This window comes from Kitasatospora sp. NPDC114501 (assembly GCF_055633695.1).
This window is the reverse complement of the sequence record NZ_JBVKDS010000025.1, coordinates 15,773-37,150: the sequence shown is the minus strand read 5'-3', so window position 1 is coordinate 37,150 and position 21,378 is coordinate 15,773. Positions and strand designations below refer to the sequence as shown.

The following is a 21,378-nucleotide window of genomic DNA, read 5'->3' as shown; positions in this document are numbered from 1 at the left end:
CACCATCCTCACATCCCGGCGGGGCCGCTCCGAACCACCCCGATCCGGACCACCCCACCCGGATCCGAAACCGGTCCGATCCGAAACCGGACCGGACCGCCCGGCTGGAGCACCCGCCCGCGCACGGGAGCACTCAGACCCGGGCGACGTACTCCTGCTTCTCCACCAACGCCCCGTCCCGGAAGCAGAATCGCGCCACGTGCTCCTCGTTCCAGCCGGCGCCGGGCGCACCGCTCAGGACGAACCAGCGGCAGTGCGCGCCCGCCGGCACCTCGGGACCCGTCCCCTTATAGGAGTCGGTGAAGAAGTCGTTGCCGCGCGGCAGCGTCTGCATCAGCTCGGACTCCGCGGTGCCGACCCGGATCTGGTCGTACATCGGCTTCTGCACGGTCGCGTCGTTGGTGCCCTTGACGAAGGCGACCACGCCCCAGACCAGCAGGCCGAGCACGATCAGCGCGACCACGACCACCCCGAGGGCGCAGCCCATCGCCGGGCTGCGCCGCCGGCCCTCCGCCTCCTCGACCGGCGGCAGGCCGTCCACCATCCAGTCCTCGGCCCCGCCCGTCGCCGCCGCCGCGTCCTGCTCCGCCCCTTCGTACGGGAGGACGGCCGCCAGCCGGAAGCCCTGCTCCGGCGTGGGACCGGCGTGCACCATGCCGCCGACCAGCCGGGCGCGCTCCCGCAGGCCGGTCAGCCCCTGACCGCCGCTGACCGCGGCGCCCGCGCCGACCCGTGCCCCCACGAGCTCCGGCGCACGGGTGTTGGTCACCTCCACGACCAGCGCGTCCGGCTCGTACCGCAGCGCGACGCCGATCGGCGCGCCGGGGGCGTGCTTGTGCGCGTTGGTGAGCGCCTCCTGCACGATCCGGTAGGCCGCGTGGTCGACGGAGGCCGACAGCGGACGCCGCTCGCCCTCCACGGTGAGCTCGATCTCCGTCCCGGCCGCCCGGGAGGACTCCACCAGTTCCCCGACCCCGTCCACCCCGCCCCGGGCCGGCGGCCCGGCGGCGGCCGGCCCGGGAGTGGGCGGCACCGCCGTCGACTCGTCGTGCAGCACCCCGACCACCTCGCGCAGCTCGCGCATCGCCGCGACCGCCGCCTGCCGCAGCACCCCGACCGCCTCGCGCTGCCGGTCGGTGAGCGTCCGGTCCACCTCCAGCGCGCCCGAGTGCACCGAGATCAGCGCCAGTTGGTGGCCCAGACTGTCGTGCATGTCCTGGGCGATCCGGTGCCGCTCGCGCAGCCGTGCCTGGTGCACCACCATGACCCGCTCGCGCAGCAGCTGCTCGTTGCGCTCGCGCAGCGCGTCCAGCAGGGCGCGGCGCTGCGCCCGATAGCGGCCGTAGAGCGCGGGCAGCACGGCGGACACCAGGAAGAAGCCGAGCGACAGCGGCAGGACGAGCTTCGGCGAGAGCGAGGTGGAGTCCTTCAGTACGCCCGTGGCGGTGAACAGCAGCCAGCCCCCGGCGAAGGCGCCGACCAGCGACCAGACCCGGCGGATCCGCGCCCCGGCCGTCCATCCCGCGCAGACCAGCAGCGGCATCGGCCCGACCGCCCAGCCGGCGAGGGCCGCGGCGGCGAGCAGCACCGTGGCCGGCAGCCCCTTGCGCAGCACCCACAGCACCGCGACGGCGAGGCCGAAGGACACCGCCAGACCGCTGTCGGAGAGCAGTTCCAGCAGTGCGGCGAATCCGCCCATCAGCAGGGCGAGCACCGCCTCGCCGACCACCCGCCGGGGCCGCCAGGGCCCCGGCAGCGCCGTCCGTACCACTGTCTTCCAGGCCCGCGCGATCGCTTCCACCCGTCGAGGCTATCGGTCCGGCCGGGGCACCCGCCGTCCTCCTTCGTCGCCGCCCGGTGCCGACGAAAGTCGCCTGGTCCGGCCGCCCGGGTCCGCCCGGTGAGCCCGCCCAGCGGCTCGCCCCGGCGGCCGCTCAGCCGAAGGCCGTGAGCAGCAGCGCCACGTCGTCCACCCGTCGGGTCGAGCCGACCTCGCGCAGCAGCCGATCGGCCGCCTGCTCCAGTCCCTCCCCCTCCGGGGCCCGGGCCAGGGCGGCCCGTAGCCGGTCCACGCCCTGGTCGATCGCCACCGCCGGGTCCTCCACCAGCCCGTCGGTGTAGAGGGCGAGCACCGCTCCGTGACCCAGCCGCAGATCGCTGACCGGGTAGTCGGCCCGCTCGTCCACCCCGAGCAGCGGCCCGCCCGGGATGTCCAGCGCCTCGGCCCGGCCGCCGGGGTGGCGCAGCACCGGCGGGAGGTGGCCGGCCCGGGCGAACCGGGCCAGGCCGAGGGCCGGGGTCAGCCGGACCAGACAGCAGCTGGCGAGCAGCCCGGGGTCGAGGTCGAGCAGCAGCCGGTTGGTGCGGGCGAGCACCTCGTCGGGCGGGTCGCCGCCAGTGGCGAAGGCGCGCACGGCGCTGCGCAGCTGCCCCATCGTGGCGGCCGCGCCCACGCTGTGGCCCTCGACGTCGCCGATCACCAGGGTGACGTCCCCGCCGGTGACGATCGCGTCGTACCAGTCGCCGCCGATCTCCATGCCCTGGGTGCCGGGCAGGTAGCGGGCGGTGATCCGGATGCCCGGCACCTCGGGCAGCCGGTGCGGCAGCAGCGCCTGTTGCAGGCCGCGGGCGAGCGTGAACTCGGCGTCGTACAGCCGGGCGCGCTCCAGGGCCTGGGCGATGAAGCCGCCGAGCGCGGTGAGCAGACCGCGGTCCTCCACGGTGAAGGGGCGCGGCAGGTCGAAGCCGATGATGCAGCTGCCGACCGGCCGGCCGGAGGCGATCAGCGGCAGGAAGGCCCAGGCGCCCATCTCGTCCAGGGCCAGGCCGGGGTAGGAGGCGGCGAGTTCGCGCACCGACTCGAAGAAGATCGGGGTGCCGGTGCCGAGCGTCTCCGCGCCGGGCACCCGGGCGTCGATCGGGGTGTCCTCGAAGGCGTCCAGGAAACCGTCCGGGTAACCGCTCTGGGACAGCAGGTGCAGGCGCTGCTCGCGCACGGCGTAGATGGCGAGCTCCTGGCCGCCGAAGGCCGGCAGGAGTTCCTCGGCCACCGCCCGGCAGACGTCCCGCACGGTGACGGCCTCGGTGAGTGCGCTGGCCAGCTGGAGCACGTGGTGGGTGCCGCCCACCCGGGTGGGGGCGGCGGACGGCGGGACGGCGGGCGGCTCGGCGGCGCCCGGCGGCGCATCGGCCGCGACCACCCGGCCGGTGACGCCGTGGGCGTCCGGGTAGAGGGAGAAGGCGAGCCAGCCGTCCGGCGGGCGGGCGGCCAGGAAGGCGGTGGGCCGCTGGGAGAGCAGGGTGGCGCGGTAGCGGTTCTCGTAGAAGGGGTCGGCGAGCCAGGGCAGCACGTCCCAGGGGTGGTGGCCGAGCAGGTCCTCGCGGCGGGCCCCGAGCAGCGGCTCGACGGCGCGGTTGGCGTATCGGATCCGGCCGTCCGGGTCGAGCGAGAACACGCCCTCGTGCAGCCGCTCGACGGCGGCCGCGGCGGCGGTGAGGGCCCGTACGTCCAGCACCGCGCCGACCAGGTGGGTCCGGCCGTCGGAGATCGCCACGGGCACCCGGGCCCACAGTTCCACCGGGTACGGCTCGCCGTCCGGTCCGAGCACCCGGACCCGGGCGGCCAGCACCTCGCCGCGATCCAGCGCGATGCGGGCGGCGGCCCGGAACTCCGGCAGGTCGCCGGGGGCGACCCGGCTGTTCAGCGCGGCCACCGTCCCGTCGAACTCTCCCGGCCCGAAGCCGAAGATCTCCCGGAACCGCTCGTCGGCGGCGAGCGCCCCGGTGGCCACGTCCCAGTCGAACAGCCCGACCCGGGTGGTCGGCACCGCCGGCGGCGGCAGCTCCACCACGGCCACCTCGCCGCCCGGCTCCACCGACTGCGCGGGCTCCGCCAACCCGGCCAGTTCGCCGCCCAGTCGGTCGGCCAGCTCGGCCAGCTGCCGGACGGCCGGCTCCGGCACCCCCTCGTCCGAGGCGGGCCACAGCCCGCTCAGCACCCCGAACCGCTCGCCGCCGTGCGCCACCGGCACGCAGGCGGAGGCGAAGTCGTACGGCATGCCCACCGCGAGCTGCGGGAAGCGCCGCATGGTGTCCTCGGTGTCGGTCAGGGTGATCACGTGCCCGGTCCGGAAGCAGACCGCGACCGGCAGCCGCCCGGCGGCGGGCACCCGCCGGAACGGGTTGATCACCGCCAGCGGCACGCCCGCGACCGTGCGCAGCACCAGCGACCGGCGGTCCCGCGAGGGCAGGTACACCAGCGCGCCGTACGCCCCGGTGGTCCCGAGCACCTGGCGCACCGCCTCGGCGAACAGCTCGTCCCGCCGGTGGTCCGCCTGCCCGGCGGTGTCCTGGACGGACCGCGGGACCGGCCGGTCCGCCTCCGCGCCGGCTCCGGGCTCCTGCGGCCGGTCCGGACCGGGCCGCGCACCAGGGGCCCCACCGGTCGCGTGCGGATGGCGCATGCTCTTTTGCTACGCCCGGCCCGCAACCGTGTCAAGGCGAGCCCGCACCGGCCCCGGGCCTCACCGGGCCCGGCGGAGGTCCGCGGGACACGCCCCGAGCTGCCCCGGGGCGGGGCGTGCACCAGCATGGACGGCATGCCGAGCGAATCCCGCCGCACCACCGTGGTCAACCTCAAGGGCCACCGCGACGACCCCGGGTACCAGGACGTCGTCTACGTCGGCCGCGCCATGCACCGCGGCGGCTGGCACCTCGCCGAGTCCCCGCTGCACTGCCCGTACCGCCCGGGACCGGACCTCACCCGGGAGGAGATGCTGGTCGAGTACCGCGCCCACCTGCTCGCCCACCCCGAGCTGCTGGCCCTCGTGCCGCCCCTGCGCGGCCACCGCCTCGGCTGCTGGTGCGCCCCGCTCCCCTGCCACGCCGACGTCCTCGCCGACCTGGCCGACCACCCGCCGGGCGGGCACTGACACCGTAGTCAGAGCCCGGAGAGGTCCACCTCCACCGGGTACGGCACCACGGCCCTGACCAGCCCGGTGAACAGCTCCCCCGCCCGGTACGCGTCCTCGGCCGCGTCCAGCACGTAGGTGTGGACGATCGGCACCCGGCCGGCGGCCTGCTCGACCCGCCAGTAGAACGGGATGCGCGCCTTCGCGTACTGGTCGAGCTTGACCACCCGGTCGGTGGTCTCCGACCCCGGCGAGACCACCTCGACCAGCAGCACGACGTTGTCGGGCCTGGTCGGCGACTCGTCGATCGTGTCCGCGCGGTAGACCACCACGTCCGGCCGGCGGTTGTTCAGCGGCACGTCCTGCAACCGGACGTCGAAGTCGGTGTCGGCGTTCCATTCGACGCCGCCCGCCACGTCCAGGGCGTTCGCCAGGAACCGGGCGAGCCGCTTGTGCCGCTTGGGAGCGCTCGGGGACACGACCACCATCCCGTCGACGACCTCGATGCCCGCGCACTGCTCGTCGGTCCAGGAGTCGTACTGCTCGCTGGTGATCTGCCGGTGCATCCACTCGGGTGCGGTCATCTCGGCCGTCACGGCGTACCTCCCCTGGGCTGCTGGGCGGGTGTCGTGCTGTGTGCCACACAGCCTAGTACGGGCGTTGCGGGGGTTTCGGACGGTTCGGGAACCGTTCGATATTCTCCGGGCGGGTGGTGGCGTGGGGCCGCCGGTGGGGAATCGAGAGCCGTATGCAGTCGCCGTCGTCCGGGGAGGCCGTGCGCGAGTCGTCGTGGCAGTGGGACGGGGAAACGGGCGGAGGAGAGGCCGGCGAGGACGTGGTCTCGGGCGGCGGGGAGCGGCTGCGGCCGAGCCGGCGGCGGCTGCTGGTCGGGGCCGGGGCGCTCGCGGCGGGCGGAGCCGCCTGGGCGTTCGGCCGTTCGGGTGGCGGCGGCGCCCTCCCCGCGCCGGAACCGACCAGGCCCACTCCGACCGCGCTGTCCGGGCCGGCGCCGCTCTGGACGTACCGCGGCCCGGAGGCGATGACGCCGGAGCGGCTCACCGACCCGCCGAGGCGACCCCTCTACCTCTCCAGGAACGGTCTGCAGGTCCTCGACCCCGCCAAGGGCACCCCGGGCCGGCTACTGGTCTTCGACCCGCCGACCTCCCGCAACTGGCCCAGCGACCTCGACACGCTCGGCAAGCTGGTGCTGGGACCCGACCACCTCTTCACCACGTTCCAGGGCCACGTCGAGGCCCGCCACTTCACCGACCCCGCCGCCGACTGGAGCCTGCCGCTGCCCGACGAGCTCCAGGGGCAGACCCGGCTCTCCGGTTACGACCGCCATGACCCCGGCGTCCTCTACGGCTACTCCTGGGGCCGCCCGCGGGCCGACGGCACCCCGGCGGACAACCGGGTCTTCGCACTGCGGGTCACCGACCGTTCCCTGCTCTGGTCCGTCCGCACCGAGCAGGAGGAACAGCCCGTCACCCCCGCCACCCACAGCGGCGGCAGCCTGCTCGCCTGTGTCCGCTTCCTCGGCGGCCGCGCCGAGCTGGTGGTCCGGGACGCCGCCACCGGCCGCGAGCTGTGGACCGCCCCCGGTGAGGAGGACCTGCGCTGGTGCGTCAGCGACGTGGGCGGCTTCCTCGTCCCCGACGGCAACGGCGGCGTACGGGCGCTGCGCGCCACCGGCGAGCCGGCCTGGACGCACTCCCCCGCCCGGGGCGATTCCCGGCGGGCGCTGGCGCCCGTCCCGGACGGCCCCCAGGTGTACATCCCGTGGGACCAGGGCGTCGTCACCTGCCACGACTCGTCCTCCGGCGCCGTGCTCTGGTCCTGCCGGCTGCCGTTCCCGCTGGACCGCCGCAGCCGTCCGCTGACCGGCGACAGGACCCTGTTCGTCCCCGGTACGGCGGTCGGCGGGGTCGGCGCGATCCACACCTCGACCGGCGAACTCGGCTGGACCTTCCACGACTCCGGCCCCGGCAAGGACGTCTGGACCCTCGCCTCCGATGGCGGCCGCCTCTACGCGGGCCACGACGACGTCCTGCACGCCCTCCCGCTGAACTGAGCGCGCCCCCGACGAAGCGGCAGGACGGCACGGAACGGCAGGACGGCCCGACACGGAAGGACGGCATGGAACGGAAGGATGGCCCGATGCAGGTACGCCCGATCTCCCCCGACAACCTGGCCGAGCTGCTCGCCGACCGCATCGCCGCCCTGCCCGAGGCCCGCGCCCGGCGCCTGCGGGTGGCCGTGGACGGCGCGGCGGCCGCCCGCCCCGAGGCGCTCGCCGACGCCCTGGTGGAGCCGCTGCGGCTGCGCGGCCACCCGGCGCTGCGGGTCTCGGCCTCCGGCTTCCTGCGCCCGGCCTCGATCCGGCTGGAGTACGGCCACCGGGACGCGGACGCCTTCCACGACCTCTGGCTGGACGACGGCGCCCTGGCCCGCGAGGTGCTCGACCCGCTGGAGCCGGGCGGCAGCGGCCGGGTTCTGCCCTCCCTGCGCGACCCGGTCACCGACCGTTCGACCCGCGCCCCGTACACCGAACTCCCGCCCGGCGGCGTGCTGTTGCTGGACGGCGCGCTGCTGCTCGGCCGCTGGCTGCCGCTGGAGCTGACCGTCCACCTGGCGCTCAGCCCGGCCGCGCTGGCCCGCCGCACCCCGGCCGACCAGCAGTGGACGCTGCCCGCCTTCGCCCGCTACGAGGCGGAGACCGAGCCCACCGGGGCCGCCGACGTCACCGTCCGGGTGGACGACCCGCGCCACCCCGCGCTGGTCGAGCGGCCCTGACCTCCGGGGCCGGCCCGCGCTGGCAGTACGGGCACCAGAACACCACCCGGTCGCGCGGCGGCGAGCCCTGGCGTCCGGCGGCCACCGGGGTGACGCAGCGCGGGCACGGCCGTCCGGCCCGGCCGTAGACCCAGTGCTGGTAGCCGGGCCGGGTGTCGCCGGTGGTGATGTGGCCGGGGCGCAGCTTGTTGGCCTCCAGCATCTGCCGGGCGCGTTCCACCAGCCGCTCGGGGTGCGGGAGTTCGCCGACCTCGGTCCACGGGGTGACGCCCGCCACGAAGCACAGTTCGTTGGCGTAGACGTTGCCGATCCCGGCGAGGTTGCGCTGGTCGAGCAGGGCCTCGACGACCGGGCGGCCCGGGCGGGCGAGGAGCCGGCGCACGGCCTCGACCGGGTCCCAGTCGGGGCCGAGCAGGTCGGGGCCGAGGTGGCCGACGATCCGCTGCTCGTCCGTGGTGCGCAGCAGTTCGACGACGGGCAGCCGGTAGCCGACGGCGGTGCCCCGGTCGGTGCCGAGGACGGCGCGGATCTGCCAGTCGGGGCCACCGGTCCACCGCTCGCCCGGGCGGTAGACCTCCCAGCGGCCGTCCATCCGGAGGTGGGTGTGCAGGGTGAGGCCGCCTTCGAAGCGGGCGAGCAGGTGCTTGCCGCGCGGGGCCACCTCCAGCACCCGGCGGCCGGTGAGGTCGGCGGTGGCGTGCGCGGGCACCCGCAGGTCGGCGCTGGTCAGCGGCTGTCCGGCGAGGGCCTCGTGCAGGCGGGCCGCGACGCGGTAGACGGAGTCACCTTCTGGCATGTCTCCATTCTGGTCCGCGCGGCGGCCCGTGGGGGCGGCGGCCCCCTCCGCACTACTCCGACTGCTGCGCGGCGCCGTGCGCCTCGCGCACCACGACCACCGGGCAGGGCGCGTGCTCGGTGAGGTGGCGGCTGACCGAACCGAGCAGCACCCCGGAGAAGCCGCCCAGACCGCGGCTGCCGACGACGAGCAGCGCGGCGCCCTTGGCGGCCTCCAGCAGGGCCTGGGCGGCGTTGCCGGGCATCACGCTCTCGGTGATCCGCACGCCGGCGCCGTCGCCGGCCACCTTGGCGATGGTGTCGCCGAGGGTCTTCCCGGCGAGTTCCTCGGGGTTGAAGGTCTCGACGGTCGGCACGCCCTGCCCGGCCCAGCCGTAGAAGGCCGGGTACTCCCAGGCGGCGATCGCGTGGACCGTCCCGCCGACGGCCTGCGCGTAGTCGATCGCCCAGCGCAGCGCCTGCTCCGAGGCGGGCGAGCCGTCCACGCCGACGACGATCCGGGGATTGGCACTCATGCCCTTGCTCCTTCGGTTGCTCTGATCGGTCCCGACCCTCCGAACATAGATCAAATCGGACAAACGGCCGGTCCCTGCCACGCCGGAAGCGGCCTCCGGCGTTCGATTCCGGCGCGGTCGGCGGCTACCGGCCGGAGGAGGTCCGGCCGCCGCTCCCCCTGGTGTTCCGCTGGGCCGGTCCGCCGCTCAACTCCGGTAGGCGGACCAGGCGTTGGCCATCCGCCTGACCTGCCCGGCGGTGAACCGGGTCATGCAGGCGTCGTAGCTGTAGTCCATGAAGTTGTGGATCGGGTCGGGCCCCGGGCCGGTGCAGGTGTCGCGGCCCTCGGGGCAGCCGGAGGCGGCGCTGCGCTCGGCCGGGGTGTCGTCCACGTAGTCGCCCGGGGCCCGGCAGCCGCCCTGGAAGGTGTGGAAGAGGCCGAGCCAGTGGCCGATCTCGTGGGTCGCGGTGTCGCCCTCGTCGTAGTGGGTGGCGGCGCCGCCCGGCAGCGAGGCGTCGAGCACCACCACGCCGTCGTCGGTCGGGTTCGTCCGGTACGCGTTCGGGAAGGTCGACCAGCCGAGCAGGGACTCGCCGAGCTGCGCGGTGTAGAGGTTGAGGGTGCCCTGGTCGCCCTTGCGCAGGGCGGTCTTCATCTCCCGCTCGGCCGCCGAGCCCGGGGTCATGCCGGTGTACCAGGAGGCGTTGTCGCTCCAGTCGGTGCCGGCCAGCTCGAAGTGGAACGGGCTCCCGACGTTGCCCTCGCCCTGGCCGCCGTAGCTCTCGTTGAGGTGGTCGATCTGGCCGGACACGGCGGCCTGGTCCAGCCGTCCGGCGTCGCCGTCGTGGATCACGTGGAAGAAGACCGGGACGGTGACGGTGGTGCCGGCCCGGACCCGGCCGGTGCCCAGTTCGGCGAGCCGCCGGTCGAGGTCGGCCTGCATCGCCCGGGCCTGCGCGGCGCTGACCTCGTTCGGGTCCCGCTTCGCCCGGCTGCCGGCCGGCAGCCGGGCGGCGGCACCGGCGCCGTCGTCCGCGCACCCGACCGCCGGGGCGACGGGCGGAGCGGCGGCGGCGCGCTGCGGGGCGGGGGCAGCCGGGGCGGCGAACTGGCTCAGACCGGCCGTGGCGACCAGCGCGGCGGCGCAGGGGAACAGGCGGGGGGCACGCGAGCGCACCCGGGCAGTACGGCGCATCAGCGCTCCTGACGGGGGGAGTTGACGGAGTCTCGGCCGCGCTCCGGGCCTGCTCCGGCCGGACCCGCCGGCGCCCGGCGCGGACTCGCCGAGACTACGACGCCGTGAAGTCGATCTCCCGCAGGGCGCGCGCGGCGGCCCGGTCGAGTACCACGGCCGACGCACAGCCGGCCGGCAGCAGTCCGGCCTCCAGGACCCGGTGGCGCAGCCGGGCGACCGCGGCCCGGTGCCGGGCGAAGGCGTAGCGCGAGACGACGCGCCGGCGCCGCCGCTGCCCGTCCAGCGCCTCGGCCGGGTCGGCGTCGAGCAGCAGCAGGTGCACCCGGCGGCCCTGCCGGGCGGCGGCCCGGACCAGCCAGGCCCGCACCCAGGGCTGGGTGCCGCAGTCGTGCACCGCGAGCGGCCCGCCGTCCAGCACCGCCCGGCGCAGCCGACGGTAGTGGGCGAGCCGGGCCAGCGGGCGGTAGAGCGCGTACGGCAGCCGGCCGGGCAGCCGGGCCTCGTACTCCTCGCGGACCAGCTGGGAGTCGATCAGCGGGGCGCGGACGCAGCGGCGCATCAGGGTGCTCTTGCCGCTGCCGGGCAGACCGGTGACGACCAGCAGGTCCCCGGCCGGGTAGCGCAGGACCGTCGGCCCGGGCCCGCGCAGTTCGTGCCGTACGGGCGGGTCGTGCGGCACGGGCAGGACGACCCGCTCCCCGGCGGCACGCGGCGGCGGCACCGTCGGCACCGCCGCCGTCCGCACCGTTCTCGTCCCGCTCACCCGGTCTCCCCCCGCCGTTCCCCTCCGAGGAGCATGTCGCATTCCCAAGGGCGAGTAAAGGGCGGAGGTCGGGGCGGGTACGGACCACCCGGTGGTCGGCGGAGCGGATCCGCCGGAACACGGAACGTCCCGGGCGCGTCGCCGGGGTGGCCAAGGTCTCAGCACGGAACCGTCACGGGCGCCCGTTCCCGCGCCGGGGCTCGCCTAACGTGGACGGATGTTCGCCACCTCCGACGATTCCTTCCGGCGCTCCCCCGACGAGCCGGCCGGCTGCCCGCTGCCCGGCATCGTGACGGCCTTCACGCCCCGGCTGGCCGAGTTCGCCTTCGAGCCCGGCTTCGTCGCGGCGGTCGACCAGCACGCCGCGATGCTGCGGGAGCTGCTGTACGCGCAGGGGCCGGAGCTCGCGCCCCGGCCCCTGGACCGTGAGGAGTTGTCGGACTACGCGCTGGGCTTCCTGGACGCGCTCGCCGAGATCGGCTGGCGGGAGCCGGTCGGCTACGACTACGCCGTGATCCGGCTCACCGCCATCTGCTGGCTGGTGCGCGAGCAGGGCCTGCTGGAGGTCTGAGACCTCACCTGATGTCGCCGGGGTCGATGCCCGGCGCGGGCGGGGTGCCCGGGCCGGTCTGGGTGGTCGGCCGGACCGGCTGGTTGGACAGCGCGTCGGAGCGCCCGGCCTGGTAGGAGCTGCCGCGCAGCCGGGCGGTCTCCCGCTCGGCGCTGTCCAGCCACCGCTCCCAGCGCTGGCGCATCGGCATGATCAGGCCGCCGCCGACACCGACCACCAGCACACCGGTGACGGTGGCGAGCGCGGCGATCAGCACCGGCCCGGTGATCGCGGTGGCGATCCCGGCCTGGCCCAGCGCGGCGATCACGCCGAGGCCGACGATGAACGCCCAGACCAGGGTGGCGACCGTCCGGCCGTACGAGGCGCCGGACAGCGCGTTGCCGACGATGTCGCGCACCGCGTTGGCGATCGCCATCGCGACCACCACGATCACCAGGGCGACGATGGCGCGCGGCAGCCAGGCCACGATGCTGTGGATCATCGTGCTGATCGGGTTCGGGCCGAAGACGCCGAACGCCAGCTGCAGCGCCATCAGCAGGACGATGTAGTAGACGACCTTGCAGATGATGCCGGTCATGTCGTACTTGGAGCCGGCCAGGTAGCCGGCCACGCCGGAGCGCGCCGCGACCCGCTCCGAGCCGACCCGGCGCAGCACCCGGTCGAGGATCTTGGCGATCGCCTTGGCCACGAACCAGCCGATGACCAGGATCGCCAGGAAGGCGATGAACTGCGGAATGACCTTGGCGACCTTCGACCAGGCGTCGGTGAAACCCGACCCGAAGTCGACGGACAGTGCGAGCTGCTGAGCCACGGAGTCCTCCACTCGGTGACACGGCGCCACGAGCGGCGCTTCCGGCCCCCCACCCTTCGTGGATAGCAGGCGCCCGCTCCGGCCGCGCGCGCCCGGTGTCCGGGATGGTCCCCTCGGGTGAACGGTCCGGTCGTCCGCGCGCGTACAGTGACGATCCAGGGGGGACGGGCCACGGGCGGGACGGACGGGACGGTGCGGCAGTGAGCGGTACGGCGGCGGAGCGCGCGGTGGACCACCGGGCGCTGCACTGGCAGGTCCGGCCGGAGGCGGCGCGGGCCGCCGTCCTGGTGCTGCACGGCGGCGAGGAACACAACCTCGCCCGGCCCGGCCGGCTCAACCTCCCGCTGCTGCGGATGCACGGCTTCCTGCGCGGACTCACCAGGGCGACCGCGGACGCCGGGGTGGCCGTCGGGACCGTCCGCTACCGGCACCGCGGATGGAACGGCGAACGGGCCGACGCCGCTCGGGACGCGACCGCCGCGCTCGACGAACTGGCCGCGCTGCTCGGGCCGGTGCCGACCGTGCTGGTCGGCCACTCGATGGGCGGGCGCGCCGCGCTCCGGGCCGGCGGGCACCCGTCCGTCACCGGCCTGGTCGCCCTCGCACCGTGGTGCCCGGCCGACGACCCGTGCGACCAGCTCGCCGGACGGGACGTGCTGATGCTGCACGGGGATCGCGACACCGTCACCCCGCCCGCCGAGACCCGCGCCTTCGCCGCCCGCAGCCGCGCGGCCGGCGCCCGGGTCTGCGGCTACACCGTCACCGGCAGCGGCCACGCGATGCTCCAGCGGATCCCCGACTGGCACCGCGCCACCACCCGCCTCACCACGGCCCTCCTCGGCCTCCGCCCCCTGCCCGCCGAGACCGCCTCCGCGCTCGCCCTCCCGGCCGCCTCCCCCGAGGCGCTCACCCTCCCCCTCCCGCCCCAGCCCCGCCGCACCCCTGCCCTCCCGGCGGAAGCGCGTCACGGCTGAACCCGGCCGGTCCCCGCCTCACGGCCGGCGCAGCGAGCGCCACGTCACCACCGCACTCGTCGCACTCGCCAACAGCAGGCAGGCGCAGGTCACGGCGGCCAGGGCGGCCGGGTTCAGGTGGAGGGTGACCGGGGCTCCGGTGCTCTGGGAGAGGCCGGAGGCGAGGCCGGCCAGCGGTGGCAGGGTGGCCAGCAGGCCCAGCAGGGTGGCGACAGCGGTCACCAGGGCCGCCTCGGCGGCGGCGAGCAGGACCAGTTGGCGGACGGTGCCGCCGGTGGAACGCAGGACGGCGAGGTCGCGGCGGCGGCCGTGGGCGGACAGCGCGGTGCTGTTGGCGGTGGCGATCGAGCTGTAGCCGACGGCGACGGCGATCAGCATCGCGGCGAGGCTGTCGGTCAGCCGGGCGTCGGTGTCGTAGTCGTCCAGGGCGTAGCGGACGGCGTCGTGGACGGCCGTGCCGGGGACCACGGCGACGGCCTCGGTGCCCGCCGGGACGAAGACGTCGTCGCTCAGGGCGGCCGGGTCGTGGGTGCGGACCAGGCTCCGGGCGAGGACGAAGTCGCCGCGGGCGGGGTCGTCCGGCAAGATCTTGGCGACGCGCAGCGGGACGGTGGCCCCGTCGGCGAAGCGGACCGGGTACTGCTGCCCGGCCGTCACGCCCAGCCACGTCGCCATCGACTCTCCCAGCACCGCCTCGCCGGGCCGGTCCCAGGCGGGGTCGCGGGAGCCGAGGGCGTCGATCACGGCGGTCGTCCCGTCGGAGCGGTGGACGAAGGCGCGGGTCGGCAGGGCGGCCCTGCCGACCGGGTGGGCGGCGACCGCCTCGTCGGTGAGGCCCGGGGTGCCGTCGTTGGTGACGATCGCCTGGCCGGAGAGCCGCAGCGCCTGGCCGGCCGGGTAGGCCACCCGCATCGTCTCCACCGCACCGCTGAGCAGCACCGCGAACCCGACGGCCGCGATCACCGGGGCCGCCGTGGCGGCGGCGCGGCCCGCGCCGGCCGTCAGTCCGGCCCGCAGCAGCAGTGGTCCGGCCGTGCCGAGCCGCCGCAGCGGTGCGGTCACCGCCCGGCCCACCGGGCCGACCAGGACCGGGGCGAGCAGAGCGGCGGCCGTGATCAGCACCATGGTGGCGGTGATCGCCAGGCCCACCCGGCGGTCCGCGGCGGAGGTGGCGGTGAGGACCGCGCAGCCGGCACCGAGGCCGAGCACGGCCAGTCCGGCGCCCAGCCGGGCGCGGCTCGGCCTCCGCTCCCCCGCGCGGTCCTCGTGCAGCGCCTCCAGCGGTGCGACCCGGACGGCCGTGCGGCTCGCCGCCCAGGCACCCAGCACGCTGACGCCGACGCCGACCGCGGCGGCGGTGAGCAGCGGCCAGGCCGTCACCCGGACGGCGAGCCCCGGCGGGGCGACGTCCAGGCGCAGCAGGGCGTCCCGCAGCAGTGGGGCGGCGGCGAGGCCGGCCAGGCAGCCGGCCGCCGAACCCAGCAGGCCGACCACCGCGGCCTCGCCGAGGACCATCCGACGCAGTTGGCCCGGGGTGGCGCCGAGGGTGCGCAGCAGGCCGAGTTCGCGGCGCCGCAGGCCGGTGGCGAGGACGAGCACCGAGGCGACCACGAAGCCGGTGGTGAACAGGCCGAGGGCGGCCAGCGCGGCGATCAGCTGGGTGCCGAGGAAGCGCCGGTGCTCGACGTGGCGTGGCTGGAGCGCGGCGCGGCCGTCGCCGGTGACCACGGTCGCCCCGTCCCCGACGGCCGTACGGGCCGCCGCGGCCAGGCGGGCGGGCGTGGTGTCGGGGGTGGGGAGCAGCGCGATCGTCCGGACACCGGGGTCGCGCTGGGCGGCCGCGGCGTCGCTGAGGTAGTAGCCCGGGCCGTCCACGGTGCCGACGACGGTGAACTCGCTGCGTCCGGCGGTCAGGTTGACGGTCAGCCGGGCTCCGGCCGGGACGCCGAGGGCCTGGTCGACCACCACCTCGTCGGCGGTGTCGGGGGCCCGGCCGGTGAGCAGCCGGTACGGGGCCAGCCGGGCCGAGGACCAGCCGTGGCCGGCCTCGGCCGCACCGTCGTCGGGGAGCGGCCGGCCGTCGCGGACGGCCTGGGCGTAGAAGACGCGGTCCACCACGACGGCGGCCGCGCCGGGCACCGCGCGCAGCCGCTCGGTCAGGGACTGCGCCTCGGCGGGGCTCCACGGCACGCGGTCCTTCGGGCTGCCGCCGCGGTCGGTGGCCTGCGGCGGCAGTACCAGCGCGGGGGCGGCGGCGAGGCGGGGCTGGACGGCGGGCCGGGCGGACTCGTGGATCGTCAGGGTCGCGGTGATCAGGGCGACGCCGACCAGTACGGCGAGCCAGCAGGAGAGGTACCCGGCCCAGCGCTCACGGATGTTGGCGAGGATCAGCATCACGCCTCCAGCCGGGCCATGCGGGCCGCGACGGCGGCGGCGGAGCGGGCGGTGTCGCCGTCCAGGTCCAGCCGGTCGGCGACCCGGCCGTCCTGGAGGAAGACCACGGTGTCGGCGACGGCGGCGGCCGTCGGGTCGTGGGTGACCATGACCGTGGTCTGCGCCTGCTCGTCCACCAACCGCCTCAGCAGCCGCAGGACTTGGCCCGAGGTGCGGGTGTCCAGCGCGCCGGTGGGCTCGTCGGCGAAGAGCACGTCGGGGCGGGTGACCAGGGCCCGGGCCAGGGCGACGCGCTGCTGCTGGCCGCCGGAGAGCCGGCTGGGCCGGTGCCCGGCGCGGTCGGCCAGTCCGACGGCGCCCAGCGCGGCGGTCACCTCCGCGCGGCCGACCGGCCCGCCGTCCCCGCGGCCGGCGAAGCGGGAGGGCAGCTCGACGTTCTGGGCGGCGGTCAGCGACTCGACCAGGTTGTACGCCTGGAACACGAAGCCGATCCGTCGGCGCCGCAGTTCGGTGCGCCGGCGCTCGCTCTGGGCGCCGAGGTCGAGGCCGGCCAGCAGCACCCGGCCCCCGGTGGGCCGGTCCAGGCCGGCGGCGCACTGGAGCAGGGTGGACTTCCCGGAGCCGGAGGGCCCCATGATCGCGGTCAGGGTGCCGCGGGGGAAGCCGAGCGTCACCCCGTCGAGCGCGGTCACGGCCCCTTCGCCGGTGCCGTGCACCTTGCGGAGGTCGTGCAGTTCCACCACGCCGCGGTGTTCCACCACGTCGTGCCGTTCCGCCATGTCGTGCTGTGCGGCGGCGCCGTCCGCCGCGGGTTCCCGATGGTTCGTCATGCCGGCCATTCCAGCGAAGCCGCAGGCCGGGGGCACTGATCCGGGCACTACCGGCAAGGTAGTGCCTGCACTACCCCGCCCGGCGCCCCGCCGCACTATCGTTCGTCGCATGCGTCCGAGAACGGCATGGCAGGCGATGGCCCAACGGCCGTTGAGCTTCCTCACGTCCGCGTGGCCGTGGCGCTCACTGGCGTACCTGGCGAGCGGGGTGCTGGTGGGGGCCGCGGCGCTGGCCGTGCTGGCCACCGGGCTGGTGGCGGGCGCGGTGCTGCTGGTGCTGCTGGTGGGGGTGGCGCCGCTGGTCGGAGTGGTGCTGTCGGCGGTGGCGGTCGCCGCCGTCGAGCGGCGCCGGCTGCGGCTGGTGGACCTGGACCCGGCCGAGGACCCGCACCGGGCGCCGGACGCTCCGGGGCTGCGCTCCTGGGCGGCCACCCGGCTGACCGAGCCGGCGACCTGGCGCGAACTGGGCTTCGCGTTGGTCTCGGCGGCCGCGCTGTGGTGGCTGGACCTGCTGGTGCTGTCCTTCTCCTTCGGGGTGCCGGCGCTCTGCTTCTCGTCGGTCGACGGCTCCACCTGGCCGTGGTCGGTCTTCGGGGCCTTCGTGCTGCTGGCCTCCCCGTACACGGTGACCTCCTGGGCGGGCGCCCGGGCGGCCCTCGCCCGGACCCTGCTCGCCCCGCGCGACGCGGAGCTGGGCGCGGAGCTGCGGGAGGTGAAGGCCTCCCGGGCGCGGCTGGTGGACGCCTTCGACGCCGAGCGGCAGCGGATCGAGCGGGACCTGCACGACGGCGCGCAGCAGCGGCTGGTCTCGCTGGGGATGACGCTCGGGTTGATGCACCTGGACGTGCCGCCGGGCTCGCCGCTGGGTCCGCAGCTGGCCCGGGCGCAGGAGCAACTCAGCGCCGCGCACGAGGAGTTGCGCCGGATCGTGCGCGGCCTCAACCCGCCGGTACTGGCCGACCACGGGCTGGCCGCGGCCGTCCGGGAGCAGGCCAGCCGGTTCCCGATCCCGGTCACCGTCGACCTGGACCTGCCCGGCCGGCTGCCCCGGCAGCTGGAGACCGGTGTCTACTACCTGATCAGCGAGGCGATGACCAACATCGCCCGCCACAGCGGCGCCGACCGCGCCCGGGTCTCCGGCCGCTACCACGCGGACCTGCTCGTCCTGGAGATCGCCGACGACGGCCGCGGCGGCGCGGACCCGGCGCTCGGCAGCGGGCTGACCGGGCTCGCCGACCGTCTCACCGCCGTCGACGGCCGGATGCGGGTGTCCAGCCCGGTCGGCGGTCCGACCCTGCTCCACGTGGAGATACCGTGCCACTTCGGGTGATCGTCGCCGAGGACGCCGTCCTGCTCCGGGAGGGGCTGGTCGGCCTGCTGCACCGTTTCGGACACCAGACCCTGGCCGCCGTCGGGGACGCGGACGCCCTGGTCGCCGCCGTGCGCGCGGAGCGGCCGGACCTCGTGGTCACGGACGTCCGGATGCCCCCGGACAACCGCGACGACGGCCTGCGGGCGGCCGTCGAGCTGCGCCGGGAGTACCCGGGGCTGCCGGTGGTGGTGCTCAGCCAGTACGTCGAACAGTCCTACGCGATGCGGCTGTTGGACTCCGACGGCGGTCGCTCGGTCGGCTACCTGCTGAAGGAGCGGGTGGGCGCGGTCGCCGACTTCATGGCCGGCCTGGAACGGGTGGCCGGCGGCGGGACGGTGGTGGACCCGGAGGTGGTCCAGCAGCTGGTGCGGCTTCGGCACGACCCGCTGGAGCGGCTCAGCGCCCGCGAGCGCGAGGTGCTGGCGCTGATGGCCCAGGGGCGCTCCAACGCCACGCTCGCGGCGGAACTCTTCATCAGCGACGCGGCGGTGAACAAGCACATCGGCAACATCTTCGCCAAGCTGGACCTGCCGATGGACGTGGACGGCCACCGGCGGGTCCTGGCGGTGCTGCGCTACCTGGGGGCATGAGAGCGGCGGGGCCGGCCGGCTCACCCGGTGGGCGGCTTGGTGCCCCCGGGCCAGACGCAGGGGGACTCGAATCCGGCGACCAGCGTGGCGGGCCAGTTGTCGCCGTCCGAGATGGAGGCCTTGAAGCCGTTGTCCGGGTTCGTGAGGACGATCACGCCGGGCCTGCTGTCGGTGACCTTGAACCCGGCGACGACGAGGTGGCCGCGGAAGGCGTCGAAGATCGTGTCGTGGTGGTCGGCCGGGATGTCCCGCAGGAAGCGGTAGGTCACGGCCTTGACCCGGCCGTCCGGCTCCGAGGGGGCGTCCTTCTTGAAGCACTTCTCCTCCCCGTCCCGCTCGACCACCGGCGAGATCGGCTTCGGGAAGGCCAGGAACGTCTCGCTGAAGTACTTGTCGGTCTGCTGCTTGGCCTGGGCGCCGGTCAGCGGGGCCTCGGCCGAACCGGAGCAGGAGGTGGCCGCCAGCAGGACGGCGCCGGCCGACAGGGCCGACCGCACGGCGCGAGCACGGGGAAAAGCAACGGTCACCGCATGATCCTTGAGGGGGTGTGTGGGCTCCTGAGGTCGTGACTGATCCTAGACCGTGTGCCAGAGGGCGGCGGCGAAGACCGTCGCCACCCAGGTCCACAGCACGGACAGGCCGAGGTGGGCGGCGGTGCGCAGGCGGTCGCCGCGCCACAGCCGGGGCGAGAAGTAGGCGAACTCGAAGAGCCAGCGCAGGCCCCAGAAGAGGGTCTGGCCGGCCAGCAGGGCGGTGCCGAGCCGGCCGCCGGCGAGCAGCTCGGGGGCCAGGAGGAGCGGGAGCAGGCCGAGCAGGACGCAGGCGAGGCCGATGAAGAAGAGGTGGGCGTAGGAGACCTGGCGGGTCAGCAGGGTGGTGCCGGACAGGTCGGCGGGCCAGCCGATGGCGCGGGGCAGTACCGCGTGGACCAGGCCGAGGGTCAGCAGCGCGGCGCCGACCAGCCGCAACTGGCCTTCGAGGGTGAGCAGTCCGGTCATGACGCGTCGGCCCGGGTCGGCTTCCGGAACGCGAAGGCGGTGACCAGGCCGGCGATCCGGCGTTCGGCGGCCCGGTGCAGGCCCGCCTCGGCGGCGTGCCGCAGCCAGGTGCCGCGGGTCAGGAAGTGCCAGGCGCCGGGGCCGTAGACGGCGGTGTTGGCGGCGTCCCGCAGGTGCTCGACCAGCAGCAGGGTGCCACCGGGGCGCAGGGTGCGGGCGGCCTCGGCGAACAGGGCGGTGCGGTCGGCGGGCCGGCGCAGCTCGTGGGCGGCGAAGACGGCGACCACGGTGTCCAGGGCGCCCGTCGCGGCGGGCAGCGCGTCCGGGCGGGCCGGGATGCCGCCGGGGGTTGGCGGGACGTGACGGCGGGCGCGGCGGATCGAGCCGCTCGCGGTCAGCGCCGGGTCGTACAGGTCGGCGAGCCGCCCTCGGGCCTCGGGGTGGTGGGCGGCGAGCGGGCGGCTGGCCTCGTCCAGGCCGGTGCTGACCACCAGGTGGTCGCCGGGGCCGTCGGGCAGCAACTCGGGCAGCCAGTCGTAGCGGTGGAGCTCGGAGCGGTCGTAGACGCACCAGGTGGCGAGGGTGCTGAGGGCGAGGTACCCGGCGGCGGTGGCGGCGGCGGTCCGGGCGAGCGCGGCGGCGGGGCCGGGCAGTCGGCGGCCCAGCACCCGGCCGGCGGCGACGGTGAACGCGCCGGCCGCGTACATCGGCCAGTTGTAGCGGACGACTTCGAGCACGCCGGACGGACGGGGGCCGGCGAGCCCGGCCGTGGACGGGCAGAGGACGGCCGCGCAGCCGGCGGAAGGACGAGCGCTGGGCGGGTGGGGCCCGGACGGGACGGGGGTGCTGGTCATCGGGCGGCTCCGGTGAGGGTGCGGCGCTCTCCGGCGTGCCAGCCGTAGTCGAGGCCGGCGACGTGGAAGGCGTTGGCGAGCACCGGCCGGCTGCCGGCCAGCGGACCCTGGTCGAAGAAGGTGAGCCGGGGCACCTCGACGGCCACCGGGGCCGGGTCCCAGTGGGCGCGGGTGGCTCTGACCACGATCATCGAGCGGGTCTGCGGCTCGTACTCGAAGGTGTACGGCAGCGGCCCGGCGAAGCGGCGCGCGGCCCGGGCGTCCGCGAACGGGCTGCCCGGCGGCAGGGCGGCGGGGGCGCTGCCGAGGTCGGCGCGCACGTGCAGGTCGGCGCGGCCGTCGCCGCTGACCACCTTGAACTCCAGGGTGTCGTCGACCAGCCGGGTGCCGATCCGGGCATGCCGGTAGTGGTAGCGGGAGAAGGCGTTGCCGCCGAGCGCCATCATCCGGCTGTCGGTGTCGGAGCGCAGGATGCGCAGGCCGCGCATGGTGCGGCCGCCGGGGGTCGGGAAGCGGGTGAAGACCCGGTAGCCGGTCAGGACGAAGTCCCGGCCGAGGCGGGCGGGCAGCGCGGCCGGCCGCAGCGCCCGGGCGTCCACGACGGCGGCGGCGACGAAGCCGTGCTCGGTGCCGTCGGGGTCGGTGTAGGTGTCGAGGGCGAGGCCCGGCGGTACCAGCGGGGTGAGCAGGTGCGGCGGCACGGCGTAGGTGAGGACGAGCGAGTGCGCGAAGTGGGTGCGCATCGCGAAGGGGTGGCGTTGCAGCAGGTGTCGCACGGTCGACTCCGTGGTCCGGTACGGGGTTGGGGGGTTGCGGGGTGCGGGGGTTGCGGGGCTCGAGGCGTTGCGGAGGAGCACGGGCGCCCTTCGCCGCAGGCCGCGGTGGGGGTGTTCTCGCGCGGCCTCATCATGGCGCACGACTTTGAACGCGTTCAACTCAGGGTGGGGTGATCCCCTGGACGGTCGCCGGGCGCGTCGGTCGGCGAGGGGGTGTGCGGACACCCGGGGGGCGCTGTTCTCCGGGCGCGCCACC

21 protein-coding genes are annotated in these 21,378 nt (G+C 75.8%); 7 read left to right on the top strand and 14 right to left on the bottom strand.

Annotated elements, in window-relative coordinates; translation table 11 throughout:
- Nucleotides 1-133: 133 nt before the first annotated feature.
- Nucleotides 134-1,801 (bottom strand): sensor histidine kinase, encoded by a 1,668-nt coding sequence (locus tag ACZ7RU_RS34685; protein WP_470344972.1) that lies wholly within the window; start codon nt 1,799-1,801, stop codon nt 134-136.
- Between the two features lie 133 nt (nt 1,802-1,934).
- On the bottom strand, nt 1,935-4,463 hold the full coding sequence (locus tag ACZ7RU_RS34680; protein ID WP_470344971.1) for a SpoIIE family protein phosphatase: 2,529 nt from the start codon (nt 4,461-4,463) through the stop codon (nt 1,935-1,937).
- Between the two features lie 135 nt (nt 4,464-4,598).
- Between ACZ7RU_RS34680 and ACZ7RU_RS34675 the strand changes: the two genes are divergently transcribed.
- The gene (locus ACZ7RU_RS34675; protein ID WP_470344970.1) at nt 4,599-4,931 is read left to right on the top strand and encodes a DUF4326 domain-containing protein; all 333 of its coding nucleotides are present in this window, start codon (nt 4,599-4,601) and stop codon (nt 4,929-4,931) included.
- 8 nt (nt 4,932-4,939) lie between these two features.
- Here ACZ7RU_RS34675 and ACZ7RU_RS34670 read toward each other — a convergent pair whose 3' ends face one another.
- Nucleotides 4,940-5,506 carry a Uma2 family endonuclease gene (locus ACZ7RU_RS34670; protein WP_470344969.1) on the bottom strand — a complete coding sequence of 189 codons (567 nt, stop codon included), beginning with the start codon at nt 5,504-5,506 and terminating at the stop codon, nt 4,940-4,942.
- A 179-nt stretch (nt 5,507-5,685) separates the two neighbouring features.
- On the opposite strand from ACZ7RU_RS34670, the gene ACZ7RU_RS34665 reads away from it, so the two are divergent.
- Nucleotides 5,686-6,981, top strand: a complete 1,296-nt coding sequence (locus ACZ7RU_RS34665) for an outer membrane protein assembly factor BamB family protein (RefSeq protein WP_470344968.1) — start codon at nt 5,686-5,688, stop codon at nt 6,979-6,981.
- A gap of 86 nt (nt 6,982-7,067) precedes the next feature.
- Nucleotides 7,068-7,703, top strand: a complete 636-nt coding sequence (locus ACZ7RU_RS34660; protein ID WP_470344967.1) for a nucleoside/nucleotide kinase family protein — start codon at nt 7,068-7,070, stop codon at nt 7,701-7,703.
- Here ACZ7RU_RS34660 and ACZ7RU_RS34655 read toward each other — a convergent pair.
- The 4 genes from ACZ7RU_RS34655 to ACZ7RU_RS34640 form a co-directional block, all read right to left on the bottom strand.
- Complete coding sequence (locus ACZ7RU_RS34655; protein ID WP_470344966.1) at nt 7,651-8,499, bottom strand: DNA-formamidopyrimidine glycosylase family protein; 849 nt, start codon at nt 8,497-8,499, stop codon at nt 7,651-7,653. The genes ACZ7RU_RS34660 and ACZ7RU_RS34655 overlap by 53 nt on opposite strands.
- Before the next feature lie 52 nt (nt 8,500-8,551).
- A complete protein-coding gene (locus ACZ7RU_RS34650; RefSeq protein WP_470344965.1) occupies nt 8,552-9,013 on the bottom strand; it encodes a universal stress protein in 462 nt (153 codons plus the stop codon).
- 186 nt (nt 9,014-9,199) lie between these two features.
- Complete coding sequence (locus tag ACZ7RU_RS34645; RefSeq protein WP_470344964.1) at nt 9,200-10,189, bottom strand: zinc metalloprotease; 990 nt, start codon at nt 10,187-10,189, stop codon at nt 9,200-9,202.
- Nucleotides 10,190-10,283: 94 nt separating this feature from the next.
- Nucleotides 10,284-10,952: an AAA family ATPase gene (locus ACZ7RU_RS34640; RefSeq protein WP_470344963.1), complete on the bottom strand. Its 669-nt coding sequence runs from the start codon at nt 10,950-10,952 to the stop codon at nt 10,284-10,286.
- Nucleotides 10,953-11,169: 217 nt separating this feature from the next.
- Here ACZ7RU_RS34640 and ACZ7RU_RS34635 point away from each other — a divergent pair, with 217 nt between their 5' ends.
- Nucleotides 11,170-11,523 carry a DUF6401 family natural product biosynthesis protein gene (locus tag ACZ7RU_RS34635; protein WP_470344962.1) on the top strand — a complete coding sequence of 118 codons (354 nt, stop codon included), beginning with the start codon at nt 11,170-11,172 and terminating at the stop codon, nt 11,521-11,523.
- A 4-nt stretch (nt 11,524-11,527) separates the two neighbouring features.
- Here the strand turns inward: ACZ7RU_RS34635 and ACZ7RU_RS34630 are convergent, their stop codons facing one another.
- Entirely contained in the window at nt 11,528-12,334 is an 807-nt protein-coding gene (locus tag ACZ7RU_RS34630) for a mechanosensitive ion channel family protein (protein WP_470344961.1), read from the bottom strand.
- A 200-nt stretch (nt 12,335-12,534) separates the two neighbouring features.
- Between ACZ7RU_RS34630 and ACZ7RU_RS34625 the strand changes: the two genes are divergently transcribed.
- Nucleotides 12,535-13,308 carry an alpha/beta hydrolase gene (locus ACZ7RU_RS34625; RefSeq protein WP_470344960.1) on the top strand — a complete coding sequence of 258 codons (774 nt, stop codon included), beginning with the start codon at nt 12,535-12,537 and terminating at the stop codon, nt 13,306-13,308.
- A gap of 18 nt (nt 13,309-13,326) precedes the next feature.
- On the opposite strand, the gene ACZ7RU_RS34620 is transcribed toward ACZ7RU_RS34625, so the two are convergent.
- Entirely contained in the window at nt 13,327-15,702 is a 2,376-nt protein-coding gene (locus tag ACZ7RU_RS34620) for an FtsX-like permease family protein (protein WP_470344959.1), read from the bottom strand.
- On the bottom strand, nt 15,702-16,481 hold the full coding sequence (locus ACZ7RU_RS34615; protein WP_470345011.1) for an ABC transporter ATP-binding protein: 780 nt from the start codon (nt 16,479-16,481) through the stop codon (nt 15,702-15,704). Before ACZ7RU_RS34615 ends, ACZ7RU_RS34620 begins: the two co-directional genes overlap by 1 nt.
- Before the next feature lie 160 nt (nt 16,482-16,641).
- Here ACZ7RU_RS34615 and ACZ7RU_RS34610 point away from each other — a divergent pair, with 160 nt between their 5' ends.
- On the top strand, nt 16,642-17,862 hold the full coding sequence (locus ACZ7RU_RS34610) for a sensor histidine kinase (RefSeq protein WP_470344958.1): 1,221 nt from the start codon (nt 16,642-16,644) through the stop codon (nt 17,860-17,862).
- The gene (locus tag ACZ7RU_RS34605; RefSeq protein WP_470344957.1) at nt 17,847-18,494 is read left to right on the top strand and encodes a response regulator; all 648 of its coding nucleotides are present in this window, start codon (nt 17,847-17,849) and stop codon (nt 18,492-18,494) included. Before ACZ7RU_RS34610 ends, ACZ7RU_RS34605 begins: the two co-directional genes overlap by 16 nt.
- 20 nt (nt 18,495-18,514) lie before the next feature.
- On the opposite strand, the gene ACZ7RU_RS34600 is transcribed toward ACZ7RU_RS34605, so the two are convergent.
- The 4 genes from ACZ7RU_RS34600 to ACZ7RU_RS34585 are packed head-to-tail and all read right to left on the bottom strand — an operon-like array spanning nt 18,515 to nt 21,122.
- Entirely contained in the window at nt 18,515-19,021 is a 507-nt protein-coding gene (locus ACZ7RU_RS34600) for a hypothetical protein (protein ID WP_470344956.1), read from the bottom strand.
- 48 nt (nt 19,022-19,069) lie between these two features.
- Nucleotides 19,070-19,492: a hypothetical protein gene (locus ACZ7RU_RS34595; protein ID WP_470344955.1), complete on the bottom strand. Its 423-nt coding sequence runs from the start codon at nt 19,490-19,492 to the stop codon at nt 19,070-19,072.
- Nucleotides 19,489-20,346, bottom strand: a complete 858-nt coding sequence (locus tag ACZ7RU_RS34590; protein ID WP_470344954.1) for a class I SAM-dependent methyltransferase — start codon at nt 20,344-20,346, stop codon at nt 19,489-19,491. Before ACZ7RU_RS34590 ends, ACZ7RU_RS34595 begins: the two co-directional genes overlap by 4 nt.
- A complete protein-coding gene (locus tag ACZ7RU_RS34585) occupies nt 20,343-21,122 on the bottom strand; it encodes a DUF2071 domain-containing protein (protein ID WP_470344953.1) in 780 nt (259 codons plus the stop codon). Before ACZ7RU_RS34585 ends, ACZ7RU_RS34590 begins: the two co-directional genes overlap by 4 nt.
- Nucleotides 21,123-21,378 lie beyond the last annotated feature (256 nt).

Coding starts and splice junctions, on each gene's coding strand:
- ACZ7RU_RS34680 (WP_470344971.1), bottom strand. CDS start 4,463: ATGCGCCATCCGCACGCGACCGGTGGGGCCCCTGGTGCGCGGCCCGGT.
- ACZ7RU_RS34675 (WP_470344970.1), top strand. CDS start 4,599: ATGCCGAGCGAATCCCGCCGCACCACCGTGGTCAACCTCAAGGGCCAC.
- ACZ7RU_RS34660 (WP_470344967.1), top strand. CDS start 7,068: ATGCAGGTACGCCCGATCTCCCCCGACAACCTGGCCGAGCTGCTCGCC.
- ACZ7RU_RS34655 (WP_470344966.1), bottom strand. CDS start 8,499: ATGCCAGAAGGTGACTCCGTCTACCGCGTCGCGGCCCGCCTGCACGAG.
- ACZ7RU_RS34650 (WP_470344965.1), bottom strand. CDS start 9,013: ATGAGTGCCAATCCCCGGATCGTCGTCGGCGTGGACGGCTCGCCCGCC.
- ACZ7RU_RS34645 (WP_470344964.1), bottom strand. CDS start 10,189: ATGCGCCGTACTGCCCGGGTGCGCTCGCGTGCCCCCCGCCTGTTCCCC.
- ACZ7RU_RS34635 (WP_470344962.1), top strand. CDS start 11,170: ATGTTCGCCACCTCCGACGATTCCTTCCGGCGCTCCCCCGACGAGCCG.
- ACZ7RU_RS34620 (WP_470344959.1), bottom strand. CDS start 15,702: ATGCTGATCCTCGCCAACATCCGTGAGCGCTGGGCCGGGTACCTCTCC.
- ACZ7RU_RS34615 (WP_470345011.1), bottom strand. CDS start 16,481: ATGGCGGAACGGCACGACGTGGTGGAACACCGCGGCGTGGTGGAACTG.
- ACZ7RU_RS34610 (WP_470344958.1), top strand. CDS start 16,642: ATGCGTCCGAGAACGGCATGGCAGGCGATGGCCCAACGGCCGTTGAGC.
- ACZ7RU_RS34595 (WP_470344955.1), bottom strand. CDS start 19,492: ATGACCGGACTGCTCACCCTCGAAGGCCAGTTGCGGCTGGTCGGCGCC.
- ACZ7RU_RS34590 (WP_470344954.1), bottom strand. CDS start 20,346: ATGACCAGCACCCCCGTCCCGTCCGGGCCCCACCCGCCCAGCGCTCGT.